The organism is Variovorax sp. GW822-FHT04A09 (assembly GCF_058801005.1).
Window position 1 is genome coordinate 1,655,480 of sequence record NZ_JBXAMV010000001.1, and the last position, 25,847, is coordinate 1,681,326.

Below are 25,847 nucleotides of genomic sequence, written 5' to 3' on the forward strand. Positions count from 1 at the left end.
CGACCGGCCCGGGCCCTACTCCGCCCCCTCGGCCTCGAGCACCGCCCACTCCGCCTCCGTGAACAGCCGCGAGCGCGTCAGGAAGCGCACGCCCAGCGGCCCTTCCAGCGAGAACATCCCGCCGCGCCCCGGCACCACGTCGATGATCAGCTGCGTGTGCTGCCAGTACTCGAACTGCGGCCCGCTGATGTAGAACGGCATGCCGCCGATGCGGCCCAGCAGCCGGTCGTAGTCGCCCACGATGAACTCGCCCTGCGCGTAGCACATGGGCGCGCTGCCGTCGCAGCAGCCGCCCGACTGATGGAACATCAGCGGGCCGTGCCGTGCGGCGAGGTCGTCGATGAGCGCGAGCGCCGCGTCGGTCGCGGTGACGCGCAGGACCTCGCCGGTCATCAGAAGAAGCCCAGCTTGTTCTCGCTGTAGCTCACGAGCAGGTTCTTGGTCTGCTGGTAGTGGTCGAGCATCATCTTGTGGTTCTCGCGCCCGATGCCCGACTGCTTGTAGCCACCGAAGGCCGCGTGCGCCGGGTACTGGTGGTAGCAGTTGGTCCACACGCGGCCGGCCTGGATGCCGCGGCCCATGCGGAAGGCACGGTTCATGTCGCGGCTCCACACGCCGGCGCCCAGGCCGTAGAGCGTGTCGTTGGCAATCGCCAGCGCTTCTTCCTCGTCCTTGAAGGTGGTGACCGACACCACGGGCCCGAAGATCTCTTCCTGGAAGATGCGCATCTTGTTGTGGCCGCGGAAAACGGTCGGCTTCACGTAGTAGCCATCGGCCAGGTCGCCTTCGAGTTGCTGGCGTTCGCCGCCGATCAGCACCTGCGCGCCCTCCTGCCGCCCGATGTCCAGGTACGACAGGATCTTTTCGAGCTGCTCGCTCGAGGCCTGCGCGCCGATCATGGTGGCCGCGTCGAGCGGGCTGCCCTGCTTGATCGCGGCCACGCGCTTCAGTGCGCGCTCCATGAAGCGGTCGTAGATCGATTCCTGGATCAGCGCGCGGCTCGGGCAGGTGCAGACCTCACCCTGGTTCAGCGCGAACATCGTGAAGCCTTCGAGCGCCTTGTCGAAAAAGGCGTCGTCGCGCTCCATCACGTCGGCAAAGAAGATGTTGGGCGACTTGCCGCCCAGCTCCAGCGTGACCGGAATGAGGTTCTGGCTCGCGTACTGCGAGATCAGCCGGCCCGTGGTGGTCTCGCCGGTGAAGGCGATCTTGCCGATGCGGTTGCTCGACGCCAGCGGCTTGCCCGCCTCCACGCCGAAGCCGTTGACCACGTTCAGCACGCCCGGCGGCAGCAGGTCGCCGATGACCTCCAGCAGTACCAGGATCGACACCGGCGTCTGCTCGGCGGGCTTGAGCACCACGCAGTTGCCGGCCGCCAGCGCGGGCGCGAGCTTCCACACGGCCATGAGGATCGGGAAGTTCCACGGAATGATCTGGCCGACCACGCCGATGGGCTCGTGAAAGTGGTACGCGAAGGTCTCGTGGTCGATCTCGCTGATGCCGCCCTCCTGCGAGCGCACGCACGAGGCAAAGTAGCGGAAGTGGTCGATGGCCAGCGGCAGGTCGGCGGCCATGGTCTCGCGGATCGGCTTGCCGTTGTCCCAGGTCTCGGCGGCGGCCAGCATGGCCAGGTTTTCCTGCATGCGGTCGGCGATGCGGTTCAGGATGTTGGCGCGCTCGGTGGTCGAGGTGCGGCCCCAGGCGCCCTTGGCCTTGTGGGCGGCGTCGAGCGCGCGCTCGATGTCGGCGGCGCTGGAGCGCGGCACTTCGCAGAAGACCTTGCCGGTGACGGGCGTGATGTTGCCGAAATACTGGTTCTCCACCGGCGCGACCCATTCGCCGCCGATGTAGTTGCCGTAGCGCGCCTTGAAAGGCACCGCGGTACCGAATTTGCCCGGTTCGAGCATGTCCATGGGTTGTCTCCGTTGGGTAAGGTGTGAACGGGCGCCACGACATGCGGCGGCCCGCACAGGCACCGCAAGCGGCATACCCGCGCGGATCGGGACAATCCCCAAGCCCCGCGCCACAGGGGCGCGGCCCGCGCAGAGGGTTTCCATTCGCAATCTGCGACAGATGGGCGCGACGGCGGCGACTACGATGTCGCACAAGGCGAATCGCCGGCAATCCCCGTCCACGGAGTCACGCATGACGAGTGAAGCTTCCGCGCCATCGGTCAGCGTCGCGCAGGCGCGTGAGCTGTTCTTCGCGCAGGGCCGCGACCCAGCCCCGTGGATCGCGCCGCACATCTCGCGCTCGTGGCAGCGCAGCCGGCCGGTCGACCCGCACTGCATCGACCCGACGCCCATGGCGCCTTCGCTGCTCAACGAGCGGCGCGAGCAGGCGATGCGCCTGCTCAGCTGCGCGCAGCCCGAGCTCGACGGGCTCGCCGAGCACGCGGTGGGCAACGGCTGCATCGTCGCGCTGTCGGACGCCAGCGGCCTGATCCTCGAGGAGATCGGCAGCCCCGACTTCCTGCCCAAGGCCCAGCGCGTGGCGCTGCAGCCTGGCGTGGAATGGTCGGAGAGCCACCGTGGCACCAACGCCATCGGCACCGCGCTCGCCGAGCGCGAGGCACTGATGGTGCTGGGCGGCGAGCACTACCTGGCGCAGAACGGCCGGCTGGGCTGTGCGGCGGCGCCCATCTTCAGCGGGCGCGGCGAGCTGGCCGGCGCGCTCGACATCTCGGGCGAAACCGCGCGCGTGAACCACCACGCCCTGGGCCTGGTGCGCATGGCGGCACAACAAGTGGAGCACCGCATGCTGCTGGCCGAGGCCTCGGGCCACGTGCTGCGCTTCCACGCGCGGCCCGCGCTGATCGGCACCGCGCGCGAAGGGCTGATGGTGATCGAGAACGGGCGCATCGTCGCGGCCAACCGCGTGGCGCTCGACCTGTTCGGCCGCTCATGGGAGGGCCTGCTCGACCTCGACGCCGAAGAATTCCTGGGCGCGCAGTGGCCGCGCATGGAGCACCGGCGCAGCCTGCTCACGCTGCCGGGCGGACGGCAGATCGCGACGGTCATGGAGCGCACGGGCACGGCGAACAGCGGCGCGGGCCGCACCGGCGCGCGGCAGGTGATGGCCGCGAACGCCGCGCCCGTCGACAACGACGACGTGGTGCGCCCATTGCTGGCGCGCGCCGTGCGCGTGCTCAACGAAGGCGTGCCGGTGCTGGTGAACGGCGAGACCGGCAGCGGCAAGGAGGTGTTCTCGCGCCGCCTGCACGCCGCCAGCCGCCGCAGCGCAGGCCCGTTCGTGGCAGTCGATTGCGCCTCGCTGCCCGAGACGCTGATCGAGGCCGAACTGTTCGGCTACGAAGAAGGCGCCTTCACCGGCGCGCGGCGCAAGGGCATGCCGGGGCGCATCCGCGAGGCGCACGGCGGCGTGCTCTTTCTGGACGAGATCGCCGAGATCCCGCTCGCGCTGCAGACGCGCCTGCTGCGCGTGCTCGAAGGCCGCGTGGTCACGCCGCTGGGCGGCGGCCAGGGCGTGGCGGTCGATTTCGACCTGGTGTGCGCCACGCACGCCGGCCTGCCCGCGCTGGTCGAGGCGGGGCGCTTTCGCGCCGACCTGATGTACCGCGTGGCCGGTTTCACCGTCGCCCTGCCCGCGCTGCACGAGCGCGCCGACCGGCGCGCGCTGATCGCGCGGCTGTTCCTCGAATCGGGCGGCGCCGCCAAGCACCTGTGCCTGGAGAACGACGCGCTCGAACGGCTGGCCGCCTACCGCTGGCCCGGCAACGTGCGCGAGCTGCGCAGCGTGCTGCGCGCCCTCGTGGCGCTGGCCGACCCGGGCGATGCGGTGACGGCCGATGCGCTGCCCGCGCACCTGCACGACGCCGCCCCCGTTGCCGACGTCAGCGAAGCCACCCTGTCGCAACCCAACGCGCCCCTGCAGACCATCACGCGCCACGCCATCGACGAAGCCCTGCGCGCCTGCGACCACGACGTGGCGCGCGCGGCCCGCCGGCTCGGCGTTCACCGCAGCACCGTGTACCGCCACCTCGCGCGCCAGCGCCCGCCCGCGGGCAACACCAAAGACTGACTTGCCCGCACGCGCGGGAGCGGCCAGACTTTGCGCATGGCCCTGCCCCCGCATTCATGACCACCGGCAAATCCGCGCGCAAGCTCTCGGCCGTGCCGTCCACCTTGCGGATTCCGCTGGCCGCGCGGGCTTCGGGCGATGCGCTGTTTCCGCAGATGGCCGTGCGCGACGCCTACGCCGCCGGCATCCTCGAGCAGATCCGCGACGACGACCACGCCCTGCCCGACGACCGCACGACCATCTACGGCATCCTCGCGCGCACGCGGCGCTTTCGCAGCCTGGCGCAGGACTTCCTCAAGCTGCACCCGGGCGCGCGCGTCGTGAACCTGGGCTGCGGCCTGAGCCACTACTTCCAATGGCTGGACGACGGCAAGTCGCGCATGACCGACGCCGACCTGCCCGAGGTGCTGGCCCTGCGCCGCGAGCTGCTGCCCGAAACGCATCCGCGCCACGACCTGCGCGAACTCGACCTTACGGCGCCCGGCTGGTGGGAGCAGCTCGGCCTGCCGCGCAAGCGCCAGGCGCAGCCGGTCTTCCTGTTCACCGAAGGCGTGCTGATGTACCTCACGCCCGAGCAGGTGAATGCCGTGTTCACCACCTTCGGCGAACGCGCGCCTGCGGGCTCGGTGCTGGCCTTCGATGCGATGTGCTGGCTGGCCGTGGGCCGCGCGCGCCAGCATCCTTCGGTGCGCGCGACCGGCGCGGAGTTCCAGTGGGGCCTGCGCCGGTACGAAGACCTCACGCAGCCCCATCCGCGCCTGCACCTGGACGGCACCTACCGCGTGATGGAAGGCATCGGCTGGCCCTACACGCTGTTCGCGCCGATGGTGCTGTTCTTTCTCGGCGTGCCGATCTATGCGGTGTACGCGCTGAGGGCGAAGGACTAGAACCTCTTCAGGCGAAAGGCACGCTGCGCCACGGGCTGCGCGTGTCGCTCAGCAGCAGGCGGTTGGTGCGCAGCAGGTGCTCTTCGCGCGCGTCGGAGTACTGCCAGATCAGGCCCGCCGCGATGTACGCGGCGCTCACCTGCGACCAGTTGGCATAGGCCGCGCGCACCTGCGATGCCAGGCCGCCCGCAAAGTCCGCGAACTCCGCGCGTTCGATGAAGCCCAGCTGCACGGCCCAGCGCGACAGGTTGGCCAGGCGCACCGCGTCCCAGGCCACCAGGCTCGTCAGCTGATCCGGCGCCACGCCGAAGTGCTTGCGCAGGGCCTGGACCCAGCTCTGGCTGCCCGTCATCAGCTGGCTCAGCTCGGCGCTCGAGTGCCCGGTCTGCGCGGACAGCGCCCGCATGTCCAGGTGCTCGCGCGCCTTGATCTGGAAGAACGCGGGAAACCACGCGTCCATGACCAGGCGCAGCACGCCGGGCGTGGACTGCACCGCCGCATCGATCGCGCCGATGGCCTTCCAGGCCGGCAGGTACTTCGCGCGCTGCCCGTCCTCGGTCAGCCAGCGCGCGGTCTGCTCGAAGCTCGCGCGGTCGCTCACGTTCCACACCTGCGCGATGCCTTCGCGCAGGGTGTCGTTGTCCTTGCCGGTGAGCACCGCGTTCACGCAATCGCCGTTGAAGGCCGACAGCGGCGTGCTCAGCGTGACCAGCCATTGCTCCTGCGCGGAAAGCGCGGGCGCGGCGGCGTCGAACTTGAGCTTGTCGTTGTCGAGCATCGCGTGCGCGAGCGTGTCCTTGAACCCCATGAAAACTCCTCCGAATCTTGTTGAATGGCGCGCGGGCGGATCAGGCCTTCGATTGCAGGCGCACAACCTCCTGCTGCAGAAACGCCAGGAAGGGTGCGCGCAGCGATTCCTTCATGTGCGCGGGCAGCGCCATCGGCGGGGTCGAGCCCGTCAGCAGCTGGTCGCCCTTCTCTCCGATCTGCAGCGCGCGCGCCTCCACACGCTCCAGCGCGATGCGCAGCGGCGACTCCATCAGGTCCTTGCCGTACAGCGCCTGCGTGGTGAGCGCCACGCCGTAGGGGCCGCCGAAGAGCGGAAAGTCGGCCAGCGCGAACTGCAGCGTCTCGCCCGCGGGAATCTGGAACTTGTCCGTCACCTTGCCCAGCTTCTTGGCCAGCTTCGGGTTGGCGGGGTCGAGCAAGGTGTCGACTGCGCCGTGGTCGGCCACCAGCTCGGCCAGCCTCCAGACGCGTTGCTGCGCCTGTCGCTGGCTGCCGTTTTCCGCGTGGTACGCGACCACCGCCGCGACCGTCGGCGCCAGCAGTTCGCCGCAGCGTTTGAGCAGCACCGGCTCGGGCGCGTCGGCCACGCCGGACCAGTCTTTCCACGCCTTGAAGCGCGCGAGCAGCGTCGAGACGAACGAAGGTGCATCGTCCGCGCGCGCCGGCAAGGCATGGCCCTGCGCCGGTGGCGGTGCGGCCGACAGCACGGTGAAGTCGTCCTGCACGTACACGGCCTGGTCGGTCAGCAGCAGCCCTTGCGAGGTGCGCTTGCCACTGAGCCGGTTCATCGCGTGGTAGCCGAGGAAGAAGAGCGGAATCTCGTCGCCCAGCCACGGCTTGGGCAGGTACATCTGCTCGACCGCCTGCGCGAACACCTGCGGCGCATCTTCGTGGTCGGGGTGGTCTGCCTGGTCGGGCAGGAAGGCAAAGGCCGACAGGTCGGCATGCAACGGTGCCTGCACCTGTTGCTGCACGCGTGCGCGCAAGGCATCGCCGTGGCGCGCGTGTTCGGGCGGCAGCGCGCCCAGGTGATCGGTGAACGACGAAAAAACGAATGACATGCTGAATCTCTCCCTGAAACCGTGGTTGTGAATGGGTAAGCGGCCCGGCATCTGCTTCCGTGGGCCATGCACGGCAGATCGGCCGTGACCGCGGCGTGTCCTGGAAGGACACCGCCGCAACGCCGGCCCAAGGGAAGCGTTCCCCGGCGGCTCACGGACTGGATGATCACGCGCCCCCATGTCAGGAGCGCGGCCATGCTACTGGGAAGCGTCGCCTGGCATTCTGACGAATTCTGCGAGGCCGCGCGATCACGAGATTCGCGCCGCTAGCATCACCGCATCTTCAAACCGTGGCCGCACCGCGACACGCCACACACGGGAGTCAAACGAATGGGTACATGGTCGACAGCAGGCTTCGGCAACGACGAGGCACTCGATTGGCTGGCTGAATTGCAGGAAGCCGATGACGCGCTCGCCTTCATCCGCGAGACGCTGGATTCAGGTTCGACCGAAGGCACCGTCGCCGCGGCCGAAGTGCTGGCACTGCTCGCCGGACACGGCAGCGCCGACGTGCACCCGGATGCCGTCGACTGGTGCGCCGGCAAGGCCGCGCCGCCCACCGACCTGCGCCATGCCGCCGCCGACGCGCTGCAGGCCATCCTCGACGACCCCGATGCGGACGGGCACGACACCTGGGCCGAGCTGGGCGAGGACGACGAGGACTACCTTGCGTGGCTGGCCAACCTGAAGAGCCTGCAGGTCCGGCTGCGCGGCTGAACCGCGCTGAACGCGCCCGGCGTTCCGGCCAAAGCGTGCGCCGTGTTACGTAACGAGTGGCGACAGCTGCCCGTTTTGCACCATTGGCCTGACAGGGCCATTCGCACAAAAATCGTTTCGAATCAACGAGATACGGCGTTTCCGGCCCGTCGCTGAGGGCTGAAGTCGAAGGCGGCACGCATGTTGCCCTCTGTAGTCATTTATTTGACGAGGAGGCCGCATGACCACCACCGTATCGCCGATCGCTTCGATCCCCGCCGCCGCCGAAAGCGGCGCCCCCGTGGTGCTTGCACAGGCCAGCGTCACCCCCCTGGGCCCTGTCGGGTCGAGCACTCCCATGGCCGCGCCCGCCGGGCCGACCAGCCTGGGCACCCTGTCCAACGCCACGCCCGGCACGGTCGTCATGCGCGACGGATTTCGCATGCCGGTGGACGGCAACCAGACCCTCATCGCCGGCGACCGCGTGATCGTGCCCGACGGTGGGCAGGCCAACGTGCTCTTCCCCGGCTCGGCCACCAACAAGGCGCCGCTGGCCGGTGTGTTCGCAGGCGGCACCGACGCCACCATCACCTCGACCAAGCTGTCCAGTGGCCTGGAGCAGGTGAACGTCGACGTGGCCGCGGGCAACCTCGATGTCACCTCGCCCGACAGCGACGCGGAAGCCGCGGCACTCGCCGTGAGCAAGAAGACCGCAGCCGGCAGCGGCATCGGCCTGGGTGAATTCGCACTCGGCGCACTGGGCGCCATCGGCCTGGGCGCCGCGCTGAGCGGCGGTGGCGGCGGCGACGGCGGCGGGTTCCCGCTGTTCGTCTCGGGCATCGGCGACAGCGACGCGGATGCCGATTCGGATGCCGATGCAGACGCCGACGCCGACTCGGATGCAGACGCCGATGCCGATGCCGATGCCGATTCGGACGCCGACGCGGATTCGGATGCAGACGCCGACGCTGATGCAGACGCCGATTCGGACGCGGATGCCGATGCCGACGCAGACCACCTGCTCGATCCGGGCGACGGCCTCGCCGGGCACCTGCTGGGCGCCCTCGACAACGCGCTCGGCCTGGGCGGCGGTGCGACCAACGTGCGCAGCGCCTCCGGCTCGTCGGGCACGCTGGCCTCGCTGATGCCCGTGGCCGACGGCCTCACCGACCTCGTCGACGACCTGCTCTCGCCGGTCACCGGCGAGGAGTTCAAGCCCAACGATCCCAACGAGTTCGAACCGGTGGACAACGCGGTCGAAAACATTGCCGTTCACGTGGGCGGCGTGCTGACCCCCGTGGTCGACGGCCTGCTCGGCGAAGGCCTGACCGACGCCCTCGTCGGCTCGCTGATCGGCCAGGTCGACTACCTGACCGATGCGCTGGGCAATGCGCTGGAGAACGTGCTGGGCAGCGAAGGCCTGCTCGGCGGCATCACCACCCCGCTGGGCCTGGACGGCCTCGTGGACGACCTGCTCGGCACCGACGGTGTCGTCGGCCAGGTGCTCGAGGGGCTGCTGGGTGACGGCAGCCTGCTGGGCAGCGTGCTCGGCGAAGACGGATTGATCGGGCAGTTGCTGGGCGATGACGGGCTGCTCGGCGGCGTGCTGGGCGATGGCGGTTTGCTGGGCGGCGTGCTCGGCGGCGATGGCGGCTTGCTGGGCGGTGTGCTGGGTGACGATGGCCTGCTGGGCGGCTTGCTCGGTGGCGATGGCGGTCTGCTCGGCGGTGTGCTCGGCGACGACGGATTGCTGGGCGGTGTTCTCGGTGGCGAAGGTGGCTTGCTTGGCGGTGTGCTGGGTGACGGCCTGTTGGGCGGCTTGCTCGGTGGCGATGGCGGTCTGCTCGGCGGTGTGCTCGGCGACGACGGATTGCTGGGCGGCGTCCTCGGTGGCGAAGGTGGCTTGCTCGGGGGCGTGCTGGGTGACGACGGCCTGCTGGGTGGCCTCCTCGGTGGCGAGGGCGGCCTGCTTGGCGGCGTGCTGGGCGACGACGGCCTGGTCAGCGGCCTCCTCGGTGACGAAGGCATCCTGGGCGGCGTGCTCGGCGGCGACGGCGCCCTGTCCGGCCTGCTCGGCAGCGAAGGCCTCACCGGCGGACTGCTCGGTGGCGACGGGCTCGTGGACAGCCTGCTCGGCCCCGATGGCGCGGTCGGCTCCCTGCTGAACGCGACCCCGCTGGCCGGCCTGCTCGGCGGCGAAGACGGCTTGCTCGGCGGCCTGGTGGGCGATGACGGGCTCCTGGGTGGCGTCCTCGGTGACGACGGCCTGCTGGGCGGTGTGCTGGGCGACGACGGCATCCTCGGTGCCGAAGGCCCGGTCGGCGGCCTGTTGAATGGCGTCCTTGGCGGCGACGGCGGCGGCTTGCTCGGCGGTGTGCTGGGTGACGATGGTTTGTTGGGCGGGCTGCTCGGCGGTGACGGCGGCTTGCTGGGTGGCTTGCTCGGCGACGACGGCCTTCTGGGCGGCGTCCTCGGTGGCGACGGTGGCCTGCTCGGCGGCGTGCTCGGCGACGACGGTCTGCTGGGTGGCGTCCTCGGTGGTGAGGGAGGCCTGCTCGGCGGCTTGCTGGGTGACGAAGGCCTGCTGGGCAGCCTGCTCAGCGGCGGCGACGGCGGATTGCTTGGCGGCGTGCTGGGTGATGACGGCTTGCTGGGTGGCGTCCTCGGCGGTGACGGCGGTCTGCTCGGCGGCGTGCTCGGTGACGACGGCCTGCTGGGCGGCGTCCTCGGCGGTGACGGCGGCTTGCTCGGCGGCGTACTGGGTGACGATGGTCTCCTGGGCGGCGTCCTCGGCGGCGACGGTGGTCTGCTTGGCGGCGTGCTGGGTGACGACGGCCTGCTGGGCGGCGTCCTTGGCGGGGACGGCGGTTTGCTCGGCGGCGTGCTCGGTGACGACGGCCTCCTGGGTGGCGTTCTCGGCGGCGACGGTGGTCTGCTCGGCGGCGTGCTGGGTGATGACGGCTTGCTGGGCGGCGTCCTCGGCGGTGACGGCGGCTTGCTCGGCGGCGTGCTGGGTGACGACGGTCTCCTGGGCGGCGTCCTCGGCGGCGACGGCGGTCTGCTCGGTGGCGTGCTGGGTGACGACGGCCTGCTGGGCGGCGCCCTCGGTGGCGGCGAAGGCGGCTTGCTCGGCGGCATCGTCGGCGAAGACGGCCTCGTGGGCAGCCTGCTCGGCGGCTTGCTCGGAGGCAAGAGCCCCGTCGCGGACATCCTGGAGCCGGTGTCGTCGGTGCTCTGCCATGCAAGCGATGCCGTGGCACCGGTCGTGGCCGAGGCCACGCAAGCCGCATCCGGCGCCGCGGTGCCCGCAGCCGACATCCTGGCCGGCGCCAGCTCGGCGGTCGCCCCAGTGGTCGCGGAAGTGGTGAACACCGTCGAGCACGCGGTCACGCCGCTGGTCTGCGAGGTCGTGGCCCCGATCACCAGCCTGCTCGACCACAGCGGCACGGGCTCTGCGCTGGCGCCTGTGACGAACATCCTGCACGGCCTGCTGGGCTGACCGAAGGCGGGAGAGGCCGGCAACGGCCCTCCCCTTTGTTCCAATTCGCGCACACGAAGGCGCAGCGCACCGCTTCCGGCGCGCTGCGCCTTCGCACGCCTGCCGTGCACAATCGGCGCTCCCGAGACCAGAGCCCCTTTGCCCCACGCCGCGCATGCGAATCCACGAACTGAAACGACGACTCCGCGAGGCCGGGGCCGGTCCCAGCCACGAGCAGCGCATCCTGCGGCTGTGGTCGCATGCGCTGCCGCGCAACAGCGGCAGGCGCCTGCCGGCCACCTTCTTCCCGTCGTCGCTGATGGAAGCCCTGCCGGCCATCGAGGCCGAACTTGCGGGCCTGGCGCGCATCCACGCGGTTCATCCCGGCGCGGACGGCTCCGAGCGGCTGCTCGTTGCGCTGGCCGACGGCCAGACGGTGGAAAGCGTGCTGCTGCCGCGCGATGGCCTGTGCGTCTCGTCGCAGGTCGGCTGCGCCGTCGGGTGCCAGTTCTGCATGACGGGGCGCGACGGCTTGCTGCGCCAGGTCGAAAGCGCCGAGATCATTGCGCAGGTCGCGCTCGCGCGCCTGCGCCGGCCGGTGCGCAAGGTGGTGTTCATGGGCATGGGCGAACCGGCGCACAACCTGGACAACGTGATCGAGGCCATCGAGCTGCTCGGCACCGTGGGCAACATCGGCCACAAGAACCTGGTGTTCTCCACCGTGGGCGACCCGCGCGTGTTCGAGCGGCTGCTGCAGGCGCGCGTGCGGCCCGCGCTGGCGCTCTCGCTGCACACGACCAATGCCGAGCTGCGCAAGAAGCTCCTGCCGCGCGCGCCGAACCTGACACCCGAAGCCCTCATCGATGCAGGCGAGCACTACGCCCGCGCCACCGGCTACCCGATCCAGTACCAGTGGACGCTGCTCGAAGGCGTGAACGACGGCCCCGAGGAAGTCGAAGGCATCGTGCGGCTGCTGTCGGGCAAGTACGGCGTGCTGAACATGATCCCGTTCAACACGGTGGAGGGCGTGGACTTCGGCCGCCCGTCGCGCGAGCGCTGCGAGCAGATGGCCCGCGCGCTGCACGAACGCGGCATCCTCACGAAGCTGCGCTACTCGGCCGGCCAGGACGTCGACGGCGGCTGCGGCCAGCTGCGGGCACGCGCGGCCGAGGTGCGGGTGACGGTGCCGATCCACCGCGCCGACGACCGGCTCAGCTGAGCGAAGCCATCCAGTCCCACACCGCGCCGGGCGCCTCGACCATCACGTTGTGGCCATGCGGGCCGAGGTCGCGAGCGTCGGGGTCGAGGGAGCGGGTCTGTTCCATCGTCACCAGTGCGTCGTGGCGCCCCTGGCCGAGGTGGACGGGGCAGCGCGCCAAGCCGACCAGTTCGGACAGCGGCGGCTTGCCCACGGCATTGGCGCGCGGGTCCGTCGCGAGGCGCCAACCCTCGTCCTCTTGCGTCACGCCGCGCGCCACGACAGGCGCCGCCGCGTCGGCGATCGCGGCCAGGCCGGAGACCTTCAGGTAGCGGTCCCACGCCTCTTCTTCCGTCGCGAAACGCTTGGCGGGCTGCGTCGCCAGCATCTCCATGCGGCGGACCTCTTCATCGCTCCATGCGACCTTGATGCCCGCCGCGAACACCGCGTGCGGCACGACACCGAACCATCCCGTCGCGAGAGCCAGGCCGATCACGCCGCCCAGCGAATGGCCGAGCACCACGAGCCGGCCTTCGGGCTGCAGATGCGGCAGCACCGCACGCGCCACGGCGGCGGCGTGCTGGCCGATGGCGTAGGAGGCCTGCCGGTCCGATGCGCCGTGCCCGGGCAGGTCGAGCGCAAGCCAACGGCCGCGCCATCGCGCATCCGCCTGCGCGCACAGCGGCGACCACACCGCGCCTGTCGCGCCCATGCCGTGCAGCAGCACCAGCAGGTCCGGGCCTTCGCCGCCTTGTTCCGTGTACATGTCCTTTGTCTCCTGGCACTTTCGATGGCGCGAGAATACCCGGCGACGCACCGGAAAGGGCCCGATCGGCACCCGCTGCCGCAAGACAGCGCGGGGCCTTGTCCGGCCCCGTTTGCGCGGAATGGCTGACGCGCCGTACCCTGTGGTCCGGGGCATGCTTGGCGTTGTTTTTCCCCGTCTCCCCGACGCTTCTCTTTTCCCTTCTCCTCCAAAGGCTTTCGCCGCCCCTCAAGAACCCATGCTTGATCGCCGATCCTTCCTCGCCGCCGGCAGTGCCGCCGCCGCACTCGCCGCCCTGGGACTGCCCGAAGAGGCGCTGGCCGCCAACGGCCTGCAACTGAGCCAGCCGGCGCCCTTCTCCTTCGATGCGCTCGTCGCGCAGGCCAAGCGCCTCGCAGCCCGCCCCTACACCGCCGCCGCGCCGCTGGCGCCGCAGGTGCTGGAGCGCATCGACTACGACGCGCACGGCAAGATCCGCTTCGACCCTGCCAACGCCCTCTTCCGCGACGGACCCGGCGCGTTTCCCGTCACGTTCTTTCACCTCGGCCGCTTCTTCCAGACACCGGTGCGCATGCACGTGCTGGAGACCGCCGGCGGCGACAGCTTTGCGCGCGAGGTGCTCTACAGCCCGACGTACTTCTCGATGCCCCCCGACAGCCCCGCACGCGCGCTGCCCGAAGGCGCCGGGTTCGCAGGCTTCCGCCTGCAGGAAAGCCGCTTGGGCGATCAAAGCAAGCTCGACTGGCAGAAGAACGACTGGGTCGCCTTTCTCGGCGCCTCGTACTTCCGCGCCATCGGCGAGCTCTACCAATACGGCCTGTCGGCGCGCGGCATCGCGCTCGACGTCGCGGTGCCCGACAAGCCCGAGGAGTTCCCGAACTTCACGCGCTTCTATTTCGAGACGCCCGCCGCGGGCAACACCACCTCGATGACCGTCTACGCGCTGCTCGAGGGGCCGAGCGTCACCGGCGTGTTCAAGTTCGTCATGCAGCGCGGCAAGGCCGTGATCATGGACATCGACGCGCGCGTGTTCCTGCGCCGCGACGTGTCGCGCCTGGGCCTGGTGCCGCTCACATCGATGTACTGGTACTCGGAGACCATCAAGCCCACCGCCATCGACTGGCGCCCCGAGGTGCACGACTCCGACGGCCTCGCGATCTGGAACGGCGCGGGCGAGCGCATCTGGCGACCGCTCAACAACCCCACGCAGACCCGCGCCTCCGCTTTCGCCGACACCCGGCCGCGCGGCTTCGGCCTGCTGCAGCGCGACCGCAACTTCGACCACTACCAGGACGGCGTCAACTACGAAAAGCGCCCGAGCCTGTGGATCGAACCGCTGGGCGACTGGGGCGAAGGCTCGGTGCAGCTCATCGAGATCCCGACCGACGACGAGATCCACGACAACACCGTCGCCTTCTGGGTGCCCAAGGCCGATGCAAAAGCGGGTGCGAGCTACAGCCTGCAATACCGGCTGCACTGGACGGACCAGGAACCTTTTCCGTCACCGCTCGCACGCTGCGTCGCCACCCGCATCGGCCGCGGCGGCCAGCCCGGCCAGCCACGGCCGCAGGGCGTGCGCAAGTTCATGGTGGAGTTCATCGGGCAGCCACTCACCACGGTGCCCTTCGGCGTCAAGCCCGAACTGGTGCTCACCGCGCCGCGCGGCAAGTTCTCCTACGTATTCGCCGAAGCCGTGCCTAACGGCGTGCCTGGCCACTGGCGCGCACAGTTCGACTTCACGCCCGAGGGCACGGAGCCGGTCGACATGCGGCTGTATCTGAAGAACGGGGATCAGACGTTGACGGAGACCTGGCTGTATCAGTATCAGCCGGGGTGAGTGGGAACGGCTGCATCTTGCGGCCTCAGTTGATTCGTGCGTTGGTCAGTTGCATGTCTTCGAACTGACTTCCTGTGAAGTCGACCTGCTCGCCCTGCAGGTTGGTCGCACTCACTTGCGTGCCTCTGCACTCAAGCAACTTCAGACCCGACCAATGGCTCGCATCGAAGTTCAGTTCGGTCCAGTTGCATCGAGTGAAGGCGCAATCACTGAGCGTGCTGGCCTTGAGCTGCGATGCACTGAAAGTGCAGTCCACAAAGGTGCATCCGTTGATCGCGATGCGCTGCATGTCGCATTGGCTGAAGGAGCAACCGCTGAACTGGCATGCGGTCCAGACGGCATCTTGAAAAGTGATCGATGTGAAGCTGCTGCCACTGAAGGCGCTGGACGAGAAGGTGATCAAGTTCAGGTCCAAGCCAGCGTAGGCATTGCCGTCGCTCTGGCCAGACAGACCCGCTGGCGCACCGCCTGCGCCTTTTCGCCACTTGTCGTGGTCCTCGATGATTTGTTTGGCGCTCATGGTGCCCTCAACCTATCCGACCGCACATGACGAAACACACGAACGCCCAATAGAGCCCGCAAAGCACGACGAGGAGCGCAAGAACCACCCACAGGATGGTTCCAGCCACCGATCCTGGCTTTTTCTTTTCCTGCTTAGCCATGTTGGACAACTCCCTGCGCATCGCGGCCGAGATCCGTCGCCTCGCTCGCGCCAAGGTTGAGAGCGTCGGACGTCTTGAGCAGCAGCTCGTACTCGAACAGACTGTTGACGGCTTCGCGCCCATACAAACGAACCGGCTCGAGCGCCGGACGCCCCAGAAACACCGGAATGGCGGTGCTGTTGACGTCGAGCGTGCGCGTTGGCGCAGCACGGAATGCGGACATGTGTTCCTCCCTGAAGCCGCTCCTGTGGATCAGGAGTCAGGCCGCGGATTGTGGGAGGCCCATGCGCGCAAAAACGGGAGGAAAGAATCGGGCAACTATTGCGAAGCGAGCAGCGTGACGGACTGCACGCACCGCTCATTGCCCAGGCCGGTCCTGACCGGCCTCGGCCGTTATCGCTTTGTGACCGACACCAGCTCGACTTCGAAATTCAGCGTCGCATTCGGCGGAATCAAACCGTTGCCCGCACCGCGCGCACCATAAGCAATCGACGCCGGGCAGGTCAGCTTGGCCTTGCCGCCCGGCTTCATCTTCTGCACGCCTTCGGTCCAGCACGGGATCACGCCGTTGAGCGGGAACTCGGTGGGTTCGCCGCGCTTGTACGAGCTGTCGAACTCCTTGCCGCTGTCGGGGAAGGTGCCGCGGTAGTGGACCTTGACCACGTCGGTGGCGGCGGGCGATGCGCCGGTGCCTTCCTTGAGCGACTGGTAGATCAGGCCGCTGGGCGTGGTGACCGCCGCGGACTGCGCAAAGGCGGCGGGAATGGCAAGGACGGACACGAGCGCGGCACAGAAAAATGACTTCACGAAACACCTCGGTGGTTGAAAAGCTGCCGATTATGGACAGCCCCCGTGAAGCTCCCTGTACGCCGATGTATCCGATGGAACGGCCCTTGCTTTGGGAGGGGTGCACTGTCACCATCCGCCCAGAGAGGAAGCCCCCATGCGCTCCAACGACGCTCCGCCGGCCCCCGTCGCCGGCACCGGTCATCTCAAGAAAGTCCTCGGTCCCGTCCAGTTGTGGGGCATCGCGGTCGGCCTCGTCATCTCGGGTGAGTACTTTGGTTGGAGCTACGGCTGGAACACGGCCGGCACGCTCGGCTTCCTGGTCGCCACGGTGCTGGTGGCGACGATGTACACGACCTTCATCTTCAGTTTCACCGAGCTCTCGACCGCCATCCCGCACGCGGGCGGCCCCTTCGCCTATGCGCGGCGCGCCTTCGGGCCGCGCGGCGGTTTCGTGGCGGGTTTTGCGACGCTGATCGAATTCGTCTTCGCGCCGCCAGCCATCGCGCTGGCCATCGGCGCCTACCTCAACGTGCAGTTCCCTGGCATCAATCCGAAGTGGTTCGCGGTCGGGGCCTACGTGGTCTTCATCGGGCTGAACTGGATCGGCATCGGCATCGCGGCGGCGTTCGAGTTGTTCGTCACGGTGCTCGCGATCTTCGAGCTGCTGGTGTTCATGGGCGTGGTCGCGCCGGGCTGGTCGATGGCGAACTTCGTGGCCCACGGATGGGCCGGCGGCAACGTGCTGAACGGCGCGGCGGTGTCGGGCATCTTCGCGTCGATCCCGTTCGCGATCTGGTTCTTCCTGGCCATCGAGGGCGCAGCCATGGCGGCCGAAGAGGCGCGCGATCCGCACCGCACGATTCCGCTGGCCTACACCACCGGCATCGTCACGCTGGTGCTGCTGGCCTTCGGCGTGATGATCTTCGCGGGCGGCGTGGGCGACTGGCGCCAGCTCGCGAACATCAACGACCCGCTGCCGCAGGCCATGAAAGCGGTGGTGGGCGCCAACAGCGGCTGGCTGCACATGCTGGTGTGGATCGGCCTGTTCGGCCTGGTCGCCTCGTTCCACGGCATCCTCATGGGCTACTCGCGCCAGATCTTCGCGCTCGCGCGCGCCGGCTACCTGCCCGCCTACTTCGCCGGCCTGAGCCCGCGCTTCGACACGCCGCACCGCGCGCTGCTGGCCGGCGGCGTGGTCGGCATCGCCGCCATCTTCAGCGACGAATGGATGCAGTTCGGCGGCCAGACGCTCACGGCCAACATCGTCACCATGGCCGTGCTCGGTGCGATCGTGATGTACCTGATCTCGATGGCCGCGCTGTTCAAGCTGCGGCGCACCGAGCCCGACCTGCTGCGCACCTACCGCGCGCCCTTCTACCCCGTGTTCCCGGCCGTCGCGCTCGGGCTCGGCCTGGTGTGCCTGGGCGCGATGGTCTGGTTCAACCCGATGCTCACGGTGCTGTTCCTCGTGCTGATGGCGGCCGCGTACGGCTACTTCCTGCTCACCTCGGCGCAGCGCGACGCCGCCGCGCCGGACGCGATGTTGTCTTCCACGCCCTGACAAACAAAGATGCGCTACCGCACCACCATTGCCGGCCAGGGCTTCGCCTTCGACGATCTGCGACAGGTGCTCGCCTGCGCCAGCCCCGCGCGCTCGGGCGACTACCTCGCCGGCCTCGGCGCGGCGACCGCGCAGCAGCGCATGGCCGCACGCCACGTGCTGGCCGACACGCCGCTGAAGCAGTTCCTCACCGAGGCGCTGATTCCCTACGAGCAGGACAACATCACGCGGCTCATCATCGACACGCACGATGCGCAGGCCTTCGCGCCGGTCGCGCATCTCACGGTCGGCGACTTCCGCAACTGGCTGCTGTCGGAGCAAGCCACCACAGAGGCACTCGCCGCGCTCGCACCAGGCCTCACGCCCGAGATGGTGGCGGCCGTGTCCAAGCTCATGCGCAACCAGGACCTGGTCGCGGTCGCGAAGAAGTGCCACGTGGTCACGCGCTTTCGCGACACCATCGGCCTGCCCGGCCACCTGGCCGTTCGCCTGCAACCCAACCACCCCACCGACGACCTGCGCGGCGTGGCCGCCTCCACGCTCGACGGCCTGCTCTACGGCGCGGGCGACGCGGTGATCGGCATCAACCCCGTGTCCGACAGCCTGCCGGTGCTCGGGCGCCTGCTGCACATGCTCGACGAGGTGATCCAGCGTTTCGAGATCCCCACGCAAAGCTGCGTGCTCACGCACGTGACCAACACGCTGAAGCTCGCCGAGGCCGGCGCGCCGGTGGACCTCGTGTTCCAGTCGATCGCGGGCACCGAGAAAGCGAACCTCTCGTTCGGCGTGACGCCCGCTTTGCTCGACGAGGCCCATGCCGCGGCGCAGTCGCTTTCGCGCGGCACCGTCGGCAACAACCTCATGTACTTCGAGACCGGCCAGGGCAGCGCGCTCTCGGCCAACGCCCATTTCGGCGTCGACCAGCAGACCTGCGAGGTGCGCGCCTATGCACTCGCACGGCGCTACCAGCCGCTGCTCATCAACACCGTGGTCGGCTTCATCGGCCCCGAGTACCTGTACGACGGCAAGCAGATCATCCGCGCCGGGCTCGAAGACCACTTCAGCGGCAAGCTGATGGGCCTGCCGATCGGCTGCGACATCTGCTACACCAACCACGCCGAAGCCGACCAGGACGACATGGACACGCTGCTCGTGCTGCTGGGCACGGCGGGCATCAACTTCATCATGGGCATCCCGGGCGCGGACGACGTGATGCTCAACTACCAGAGCACCTCGTTCCACGACGCCCTCTTCCTGCGCGAAACGCTGGGCCTGAAGCGCGCGCCCGAGTTCGAGGCCTGGCTGCAGCGCATGCAGATCACCGACACCGCCGGGCGGCTCGCACCGCCCACGGCCAACCGGCTGTTGAGCGACATGGGCGGACTGTCCGCGCTGGCGCCATGAGCGATTCGCCGGTCACCCCCAACCCCTGGGCGCAATGGCGCGCCGCCACGCCCGCGCGGCTCGCGCTGGGCCGCGCCGGTGCCGGCATGCCCACCGACGAGACGCTGCGCTTCGGCTGGGCCCACGCGATGGCGCGCGACGCGATCCATGCGGCACTGGATGTCGACGCGCTCGATGCCGCACTGCGCGCGGACCAGTGGGACGTGAATCGCGTGCGCAGCCGCGCGCCCGACCGCACCACCTACCTGCGCCGCCCCGACCTGGGCCGCCAGCTCGATGCCGAAGACGCCGCGCGCCTGCGCGACGGCCGACCTGCGGGCGGCTGCGACGTCTGCTTCGTGATCGGTGACGGCCTCTCCTCGCTCGCCGTCGCCCGCCACGCCGTGCCGCTGCTCGCGGCGCTGCGCCCGCAGCTGCCGCCCGGCACGCGCCTGTCGCCCGTCTTCATCGCCACCCAGGCACGCGTGGCGCTGGCCGATGAACTGGGCGAAGCGGTCGGCGCGGCGCTGTCGGTCATGCTGATCGGCGAACGCCCGGGCCTGAGTTCGCCCGACAGCCTCGGCATCTACCTGACCCATTCGCCGCGCCGTGGCCGGCACGACGCCGAACGCAACTGCATCTCGAACGTGCGACCCGAGGGGCTGTCGTACGCGCAGGCCGCCTTCAAGCTTGCGTGGCTGGTGCGCGAGTCGCTGCGCCGGGGGTTGAGCGGGGTGGGGCTCAAGGACGAGAGCGACCTGGCGGTGCTGGCTGCAAGCCCGGACGCCGTTGCCTATGATCCCGGGACCGATCCCCAGGAGACAAGCAGATGAACGCCCCTCGCTACCCCCTCGCCGAACTGAAAGACCTGCCCGACGACATCCGCACCGCGATCCTTGCCGTGCAGGAAAAGGCCGGCTTCGTGCCCAACGTGTTCCTCGGCCTTGCGCACCGCCCCGCCGAGTGGCGGGCCTTCTTCGCGTACCACGACGCGCTGATGCTCAAGGAAGAAGGCTCGCTCACCAAGGGCGACCGCGAGATGATCGTCACCGCCACCAGCGCGGTGAACCAATGCCTGTACTGCGTGGTGGCGCACGGCGCGTTGCTGCGCATCTACGAGAAGAAACCGCTGGTGGCCGATCAGGTGGCGGTGAACTACCGCAAGGCCGACATCACGCAGCGCCAGCGCGCGATGCTCGACTTTGCGATGAAGGTCTGCGAACGCTCGCACGAGATCGACGACCGCGACTTCGGGCCGCTGCACGCGCACGGCTTCGACGACGAGGACATCTGGGACATCGCGGCCATCACCGCCTTCTTCGGCCTGAGCAACCGCCTGGCCAGCTTCAGCGGCATGCAGCCGAACCCGGAGTTCTTCCTGATGGGCCGGCTGCCGCGCGAAAAGAAGTAAGAAGCCGAAGCTGCGAGCGCGCTCAGGCCTTGCCGCGGCACGAGGCCAGCGCATCGAGCGCGGGCTTGTAGGTGGGCGTGGTCACGTCCATGAGGCCCAGCACCGTGTGATAGAGGTTGTCGTGCGTGAGCGGCGCATCCAGGCCCGCCTCCATGCACGAGCGCGAGAGCTTGCGGCGCTCGCTCATGCCGTCGCCGAACCACGTGACCATGGGCACGTGCTTTTGCGCATCGGGCGCGAAGCTGTAGGGCACGCCGTGCAGGAACAGGCCGTACTCGCCCAGCGACTCGCCGTGGTCGCTCATGTACAGCAGCGCCGTGTCGTACTGCTTCGATTGGGTCTGGAGCCAGTCGATGGTCTGGCCGAGGAAATGGTCGGTCTGCGCGATCGAGTTGTCGTAGACGTTCATCAGCTCGGCATGCGCGCACTCGGCCAGCGCGTTGGTCTTGCACTCGGGCGTGAAGCGCTTCAGCTCGGGCGCCGAACGCTTGTAGTAGGCCGGGCCGTGGCTGCCCATCTGGTGCATCACGAGCACGACGCCCTTGGCGCGGCGCTCGGCGGGCAGCGCGGCGATGCGTTCGTCCAGCCCCTTGAGCATCACGTTGTCGAGGCACTCCTCGCCGTCGCACAGGGCCTTCTTGGTGGCCGCGTCGAGCCCGTCGAAGGCAGAGGCGTTCGGGATGCGCGCGCACACGCCCTTGCAGCCGGCCTGGTTGTCGAGCCAGAACACGGCCAGGCCCGAGGCCTGCAGCACGTCCATGAGGTTCTCGTACTCGTCCTTGCGCGACTCGTAGCCGCTCTTGCCCAGGGGCGAGAACATGCAGGGCACCGAGGCCAGTGTGTTGGTGCCGCACGAGCGCACCTCGCGGTAGCTCAGCACGTTGCGCTTCGCCAGCTCGGGCGTGGTGTCGCGGGCGTAGCCGTTCAGGCCGAAGTGATCGGACCGCGCGGTCTCGCCCACCACCACCACGAACAGCGGCGGGCGCTTCTGCGCTGCGTAGCTCGCGCCCAGCGCCGTGCCTGCGGTGATCGGGATCAGCTTGCTGCTGCGCTTGAACATCGGCTTGAGCACCACGGCGCCGGCCGAGTACAGGCTGGCGATCGGGTTCATCATGTAGCGCAGGTGCACGTTGTTGCGCATCAGCGGCGCGAGCTGCCGGTTCATGGCCACGGCCGTGACCACCGCCACGACGGCGGCCAGCACCAGCAGCAGCGCGTTGCGCCAGACGTGCGACAGCAGCCCCATCGGCACGATGCGCACGCGCCAGATCGCCCAGGCCGCGGGCAGCACGACCACGAGCACGTTGAAGGCCATGCGCCCGCTCAGCAGGTCGCGCGCTTCGTTGGGGTCGGTCTGGAACGCGTTCGCGATCATGCTCGGGTCCATCACCACGCGGTACTGGAGCATGTAGTGCTGCGCCACCGCGGCGATCACGACCACGAGCAGCCACAACGGCTTCATCCAGCGCGACCAGGCCGTGAGCGACAGCATCGCGACGGTGCCGCAGAAGGTGAGCATCCCCAGCGCGGCGATGGTCGGCATGTAGGTGCTGGGCGCGCCGCCCAGGCGGGCCAGGTCGTTCAGCAGCGGCCAGTTGGCGGTGAGGCCGAGGTACAGGCTGAGCCAGAGGATCACCTGCCGCGTCGAGCGGGGCTGCGAGATCCAGCGGTCGATGCGTTGCCAGAAAGTACCGGCGGCGCCCGCATCCGACAGCGGCGCGGGGCGGGATTCAGATCGGCTGGGAGCACGCGCCAGCAGCGCGGAGTCGAGACGCGAAACAGACATGCCGCCAATGTAGGCAGCGTGCCTGAAGAGAGCCTGAACAGTTCATTCAGAGCGCATTCAGGCTCGGCCGATGCGCGCGCGACGCAGCAGACGCAGGCGCGGGCTGCGCGACACCGCGCGGCCGGCGGGGCGGCTGATGCCGCGCTCCACCACGATCGAGACCAGCGCCGCCAGGATCGCGGCGGCCGTCACGTCGGTCGGAAAATGCAGGCCCAGGTACAGCCGGCTCCAGGCCACCACCACCGCCGCCACCAGCGCCAGCCGCATGGGCGTGCGCCACGGCAGGCACCACAGCGAGAAGGCGGCGGCAAAGGTGCCGGCCGCATGCAGGCTGGGGAAGCCCGGCCGCGCGCCCTGCGGCACCCACTGGATGCCCAGGCCGTAGAACGCGGGCCGCGGGAACGGCAGCACCGAGCGGAACACGTTCACCACCAGCCACACGACGAGCACGCTGACCAGCGCGGTGAAGAAGGCGTGGCGCCAGCGGCGATCGAAGGCCGCGGCGGCCGCGATGGACAGCGCCAGCAGGGTCGGCAGCACGTCGGACGCGAACATCGCGAAGCGCAGGCTCCACGCCGGCGCGGAGGCCGAGGCGTTGAGCCAGCTGAACAGGGCGAAATCAAGGGCTTGCATGCAGGGGCGCGGTGCGCTCGATGGGAGGGGACGTGCGGCGGCGCGTCGCCACCAGTTCGATGAGGAAGCCGACCGTCCAGCAGACCCAGGCGGTCCACAGCGTGTGGCTCATGTAGTGCGCGCCGCGCATCTGCTGCGCCACGCCCAGCACGAGCCCGGCGACCAGCGCCACGCACAGCCAAACGACGGCCCCGCGCGGTGCCACATGCCGCAGCACGAAATACCCGCCAAGGTAGGCGAAGGCGGCCGAGGCATGGCCGGCCGGAAAGCAGCCGCCCGGCCCGCCGTCGTCCCGGCCCCAGGCCCAGTGCGACACATAGCGCGCCACGCCGCCGAACTCCTTCAGGTCCCAGGGGCAGCTGGTGTCGCTCGCATGCTTGATCAGGCTCACGGCCAGCACCGAAGCCAGCACCGTCAGCGCCAGCTGCACGCGGGCGCCCGTGCCCAGGCGCCGCAGCACGCCCACGGGCCAGCGGATGGCGGCGAACAGGCCGAACACCAGCAGCCAGCTGAGGTTTCTCGCGCCCTCGTGCATCACGTGGACCAGAAAGGGGTTCTCGCGCCAGGGAAAGCCCATCGGCGTGCCGGCCAGGCGAGCCAGCGGCAGGTCGCCGCCAAGGGCGTCCCAGATCATCAGCAGGGCCAGGGCAAGCAAGGTCAGGGCTCCGAGACGGAGATGCGGGGTACGACGGGTCATGAAGAAAAACAGGCCTCGGAACAGACTGGCGCGAGCCTACGCACGCGGGATGAACCCAGTCTGAAGCGACCTGAACGATTCCTGACGCGATCGCCAGAGGGGCGGCGCTAGACTTCGAGTTTTTGTAAGGGCCACCGCGTGCGAATCTTGCTGGTCGAAGATGACAGTTCGTTGGCAGACGCGGTCTGCAGCTACCTCGTCGCCAAGGCGTTCGTCGTCGACGTGGCCCCCAGCCTGGCCGAGGCGCGCGGCGCCCTGCTCTCGGTGCAGTACGCGGCGGTGCTGCTCGACCTGCACCTGGGCGACGGCGACGGCCTTTCTCTACTGCCGCAGGTGCGTGCGCTGCGCGAGCCGCCCATCGTCATCGTGCTCACGGCGCGCGACCAGGTCACCGACCGCATCCGCGGCCTCGACGCCGGCGCCGACGACTACCTCATCAAGCCCTACGACCCGGCCGAGCTGCTGGCGCGGCTGCGCGCCGTGGAGCGCCGGCGCAGCGCCAACACCTCGCCGGTGCTGCAGCTGGGCACGCTGGAGATCGACCTGGCCCACGACCGCGTGCGCAAGGACGGCGTGCCCGTCGTGCTCACGCAGAAGGAATGGGCCCTGCTGCGCGTGATGGCCACGCGGCCCGAGCGCATCCACACGCGCGACAACCTGGCCGACGCGCTCTACGGCTTCGGCGACGAGGCCGACAGCAACACGCTCGAGGTGTTCATCAGCCGGCTGCGGCGCAAGCTCGGGCGCAGCCACATCCAGACGCTGCGCGGCCTGGGCTACCGGCTGTCGTTCTCGGCGGACGACGAGGAATGACCAGCGCCCTGCTGCGCGACCGCCGCGATTCGCTGGCCGGACGCCTCACGCGCACGCTGATCCTGTGGGTCGGCGGCGTGTGGCTGCTGTGCGTGCTCGCCGTGGTCTGGTACGTGGACCGCGAGATCAACCACAACTTCGACAACGAGCTGGTGGAGGTGTCGCACCGCATGTTCGACATGGCGGTGCAGGAGCTCGAGAAGCTGCGCCTGCGCCATGAAAGCGGCAAGCAGGACACGCCGCTGATCGCACCCAAGCAGCTTTTCTCCGAAGACGCCGTGATGTACCAGGTGGTCGACGTACACGAGCACGTGCTGCTGCGCTCGGCCGAAGCCCCCGACGACGCCTTCGACGTGCCGCTGGCCGCCGGCTTCGCCAACAACCAGACCTGGCGCATCTACACCGTGCGCCACCCCACGCTGGGCCTGTACTTCCAGGTGGCCGACCCGCTCGACGAGCGCCGCCGCGCGCTGAACCGCACGCTGTTCGGCCTCATCATCCCGCTCGGCGCGGTGCTGCCGCTGCTGGCGCTGGTGCTGCGCCGCGTGGCGCGCACCGAGCTGCGCGTGCTGCAGCAGCTGGCCGCCGAGATCGAGAAGCGCAACGGCGCGGACCTGCGTCCGATCACCCTGCCCGGCCTGCCGCAGGAGCTGCGCGCGGTGGGCGACCATGTCAACCGGCTGCTGCAGCGGCTGTCGCAGTCGCTCGATGTGGAGCGCGCGCTGGCCGCCAATGCCGCGCACGAACTGCGCACGCCCCTGGCCGCCGCGCGCCTGCGGTTGCAGACCGCGCTCGACCACGACCTGAAGCGCACCGACGTCGAAGGCGCGCTGCAGGCGCTGCAGATGCTGAGCCACCGTGCTGAAAAGCTGCTGCAGCTGTCGCGCGCCGAATCGGGCGCCTCGCTCGCGCGGGCGCGGGTCGATCTGGTGCAGCTGGCGGGCACGGTGGCGCAGGAGTTCTGGCAAGACCCGCAGATCAACGAACGTCTGAAGCTCAAGGTGCCCGACAGCGCCGCACCGGTGGCCTTCGGCGACGTCGACGCGCTGGCGATCGCGTTGCGCAACCTCGTGGAGAACGCCCTGCGCTACAGCGGCGACGGCCGCGTGACGATCGAAGTGGCGGCACCCTGCGTGCTGGTGGTGCGCGATGCCGGCCCGGGTGTCAGCCCCGAACAGCTGCAGTCGCTGCACCAGCGCCATGTGCGCCACGGCTCGGACCGCGCCGGCTACGGCCTGGGCATGTCGATCGTGGGCACCATCGTCGAGAAGCACAACGCGACGCTGGAACTGGCCTCGCCACCGCCCGGCATGGCACGCGGCTTCGAGGCGCGCATCGTGCTGCGGCCGGCCTGAGCTT

23 protein-coding genes are annotated in these 25,847 nt (G+C 69.4%); 12 read left to right on the forward strand and 11 right to left on the reverse strand.

Annotated elements, in window-relative coordinates; all coding sequences use genetic code 11:
* Window positions 1-15: 15 nt before the first annotated feature.
* Window positions 16-393 carry a DUF779 domain-containing protein gene (locus tag AC1RLW_RS07445; protein ID WP_095947459.1) on the reverse strand — a complete coding sequence of 126 codons (378 nt, stop codon included), beginning with the start codon at window positions 391-393 and terminating at the stop codon, window positions 16-18.
* Complete coding sequence (gene adh / locus AC1RLW_RS07450) at window positions 393-1,913, reverse strand: aldehyde dehydrogenase (protein WP_493192629.1); 1,521 nt, start codon at window positions 1,911-1,913, stop codon at window positions 393-395. The genes AC1RLW_RS07445 and adh overlap by 1 nt, the downstream gene beginning before the upstream one ends.
* A gap of 232 nt (window positions 1,914-2,145) precedes the next feature.
* On the opposite strand from adh, the gene AC1RLW_RS07455 reads away from it, so the two are divergent.
* Window positions 2,146-4,041, forward strand: a complete 1,896-nt coding sequence (locus AC1RLW_RS07455; protein WP_493192630.1) for a sigma-54-dependent Fis family transcriptional regulator — start codon at window positions 2,146-2,148, stop codon at window positions 4,039-4,041.
* A 56-nt stretch (window positions 4,042-4,097) separates the two neighbouring features.
* On the forward strand, window positions 4,098-4,928 hold the full coding sequence (locus AC1RLW_RS07460) for a class I SAM-dependent methyltransferase (protein WP_493192631.1): 831 nt from the start codon (window positions 4,098-4,100) through the stop codon (window positions 4,926-4,928).
* A gap of 7 nt (window positions 4,929-4,935) precedes the next feature.
* Here AC1RLW_RS07460 and AC1RLW_RS07465 read toward each other — a convergent pair whose 3' ends face one another.
* The gene (locus AC1RLW_RS07465; protein WP_493192632.1) at window positions 4,936-5,736 is read right to left on the reverse strand and encodes a DUF1266 domain-containing protein; all 801 of its coding nucleotides are present in this window, start codon (window positions 5,734-5,736) and stop codon (window positions 4,936-4,938) included.
* Window positions 5,737-5,776: 40 nt separating this feature from the next.
* The gene (locus tag AC1RLW_RS07470) at window positions 5,777-6,778 is read right to left on the reverse strand and encodes a hypothetical protein (RefSeq protein WP_493192633.1); all 1,002 of its coding nucleotides are present in this window, start codon (window positions 6,776-6,778) and stop codon (window positions 5,777-5,779) included.
* 330 nt (window positions 6,779-7,108) lie between these two features.
* Between AC1RLW_RS07470 and AC1RLW_RS07475 the strand changes: the two genes are divergently transcribed.
* The 3 genes from AC1RLW_RS07475 to AC1RLW_RS07485 all read left to right on the forward strand — a co-directional run bounded on the left by AC1RLW_RS07475 (window position 7,109) and on the right by AC1RLW_RS07485 (window position 12,171).
* Window positions 7,109-7,495, forward strand: coding sequence for a DUF4259 domain-containing protein (locus AC1RLW_RS07475; protein ID WP_082818166.1), 387 nt, complete (start codon window positions 7,109-7,111; stop codon window positions 7,493-7,495).
* Between the two features lie 220 nt (window positions 7,496-7,715).
* Complete coding sequence (locus AC1RLW_RS07480) at window positions 7,716-10,973, forward strand: hypothetical protein (protein ID WP_493192634.1); 3,258 nt, start codon at window positions 7,716-7,718, stop codon at window positions 10,971-10,973.
* 154 nt (window positions 10,974-11,127) lie between these two features.
* Window positions 11,128-12,171: an RNA methyltransferase gene (locus AC1RLW_RS07485; protein ID WP_493192635.1), complete on the forward strand. Its 1,044-nt coding sequence runs from the start codon at window positions 11,128-11,130 to the stop codon at window positions 12,169-12,171.
* On the opposite strand, the gene AC1RLW_RS07490 is transcribed toward AC1RLW_RS07485, so the two are convergent.
* On the reverse strand, window positions 12,164-12,916 hold the full coding sequence (locus AC1RLW_RS07490) for an alpha/beta fold hydrolase (RefSeq protein ID WP_493192636.1): 753 nt from the start codon (window positions 12,914-12,916) through the stop codon (window positions 12,164-12,166). The genes AC1RLW_RS07485 and AC1RLW_RS07490 overlap by 8 nt on opposite strands.
* 238 nt (window positions 12,917-13,154) lie before the next feature.
* Between AC1RLW_RS07490 and AC1RLW_RS07495 the strand changes: the two genes are divergently transcribed.
* Window positions 13,155-14,753, forward strand: coding sequence for an OpgD/OpgG family glucan biosynthesis protein (locus tag AC1RLW_RS07495; RefSeq protein WP_493192637.1), 1,599 nt, complete (start codon window positions 13,155-13,157; stop codon window positions 14,751-14,753).
* Between the two features lie 25 nt (window positions 14,754-14,778).
* On the opposite strand, the gene AC1RLW_RS07500 is transcribed toward AC1RLW_RS07495, so the two are convergent.
* The 3 genes from AC1RLW_RS07500 to AC1RLW_RS07510 all read right to left on the reverse strand — a co-directional run bounded on the left by AC1RLW_RS07500 (window position 14,779) and on the right by AC1RLW_RS07510 (window position 16,222).
* Complete coding sequence (locus tag AC1RLW_RS07500) at window positions 14,779-15,273, reverse strand: pentapeptide repeat-containing protein (RefSeq protein ID WP_493192638.1); 495 nt, start codon at window positions 15,271-15,273, stop codon at window positions 14,779-14,781.
* 134 nt (window positions 15,274-15,407) lie between these two features.
* Entirely contained in the window at window positions 15,408-15,638 is a 231-nt protein-coding gene (locus AC1RLW_RS07505) for a hypothetical protein (RefSeq protein ID WP_493192639.1), read from the reverse strand.
* Window positions 15,639-15,808: 170 nt separating this feature from the next.
* Complete coding sequence (locus tag AC1RLW_RS07510; protein WP_062474455.1) at window positions 15,809-16,222, reverse strand: FKBP-type peptidyl-prolyl cis-trans isomerase; 414 nt, start codon at window positions 16,220-16,222, stop codon at window positions 15,809-15,811.
* 136 nt (window positions 16,223-16,358) lie between these two features.
* Here AC1RLW_RS07510 and eat point away from each other — a divergent pair, with 136 nt between their 5' ends.
* Genes eat through AC1RLW_RS07530 form a run of 4 tightly spaced genes read left to right on the forward strand, consistent with a single transcriptional unit; the run spans window position 16,359 to window position 20,559 of the window.
* Window positions 16,359-17,765: an ethanolamine permease gene (eat, locus tag AC1RLW_RS07515; RefSeq protein WP_493192640.1), complete on the forward strand. Its 1,407-nt coding sequence runs from the start codon at window positions 16,359-16,361 to the stop codon at window positions 17,763-17,765.
* 9 nt (window positions 17,766-17,774) lie between these two features.
* Window positions 17,775-19,169: an ethanolamine ammonia-lyase subunit EutB gene (locus tag AC1RLW_RS07520; protein WP_493192641.1), complete on the forward strand. Its 1,395-nt coding sequence runs from the start codon at window positions 17,775-17,777 to the stop codon at window positions 19,167-19,169.
* Window positions 19,166-19,981, forward strand: coding sequence for an ethanolamine ammonia-lyase subunit EutC (gene eutC, locus AC1RLW_RS07525; RefSeq protein WP_493192642.1), 816 nt, complete (start codon window positions 19,166-19,168; stop codon window positions 19,979-19,981). The genes AC1RLW_RS07520 and eutC overlap by 4 nt, the downstream gene beginning before the upstream one ends.
* Window positions 19,978-20,559, forward strand: a complete 582-nt coding sequence (locus AC1RLW_RS07530) for a peroxidase-related enzyme (protein WP_493192643.1) — start codon at window positions 19,978-19,980, stop codon at window positions 20,557-20,559. Before eutC ends, AC1RLW_RS07530 begins: the two co-directional genes overlap by 4 nt.
* Window positions 20,560-20,581: 22 nt before the next feature.
* Here the strand turns inward: AC1RLW_RS07530 and AC1RLW_RS07535 are convergent, their stop codons facing one another.
* From AC1RLW_RS07535 to AC1RLW_RS07545, 3 genes are read right to left on the reverse strand one after another with little or no spacing between them, the layout of a single operon-like run.
* Complete coding sequence (locus tag AC1RLW_RS07535; RefSeq protein WP_493192644.1) at window positions 20,582-22,345, reverse strand: phosphoethanolamine transferase; 1,764 nt, start codon at window positions 22,343-22,345, stop codon at window positions 20,582-20,584.
* A 57-nt stretch (window positions 22,346-22,402) separates the two neighbouring features.
* Window positions 22,403-22,978 carry a phosphatase PAP2 family protein gene (locus AC1RLW_RS07540; protein ID WP_095744881.1) on the reverse strand — a complete coding sequence of 192 codons (576 nt, stop codon included), beginning with the start codon at window positions 22,976-22,978 and terminating at the stop codon, window positions 22,403-22,405.
* Complete coding sequence (locus AC1RLW_RS07545; protein WP_493192645.1) at window positions 22,965-23,675, reverse strand: phosphatase PAP2 family protein; 711 nt, start codon at window positions 23,673-23,675, stop codon at window positions 22,965-22,967. Before AC1RLW_RS07545 ends, AC1RLW_RS07540 begins: the two co-directional genes overlap by 14 nt.
* A gap of 138 nt (window positions 23,676-23,813) precedes the next feature.
* On the opposite strand from AC1RLW_RS07545, the gene AC1RLW_RS07550 reads away from it, so the two are divergent.
* Both AC1RLW_RS07550 and AC1RLW_RS07555 read left to right on the forward strand, forming a co-directional pair.
* On the forward strand, window positions 23,814-24,488 hold the full coding sequence (locus AC1RLW_RS07550; protein WP_062474437.1) for a response regulator: 675 nt from the start codon (window positions 23,814-23,816) through the stop codon (window positions 24,486-24,488).
* The gene (locus AC1RLW_RS07555; RefSeq protein WP_139705210.1) at window positions 24,485-25,843 is read left to right on the forward strand and encodes a sensor histidine kinase; all 1,359 of its coding nucleotides are present in this window, start codon (window positions 24,485-24,487) and stop codon (window positions 25,841-25,843) included. The genes AC1RLW_RS07550 and AC1RLW_RS07555 overlap by 4 nt, the downstream gene beginning before the upstream one ends.
* The last annotated feature ends 4 nt before the right edge of the window (window positions 25,844-25,847 follow it).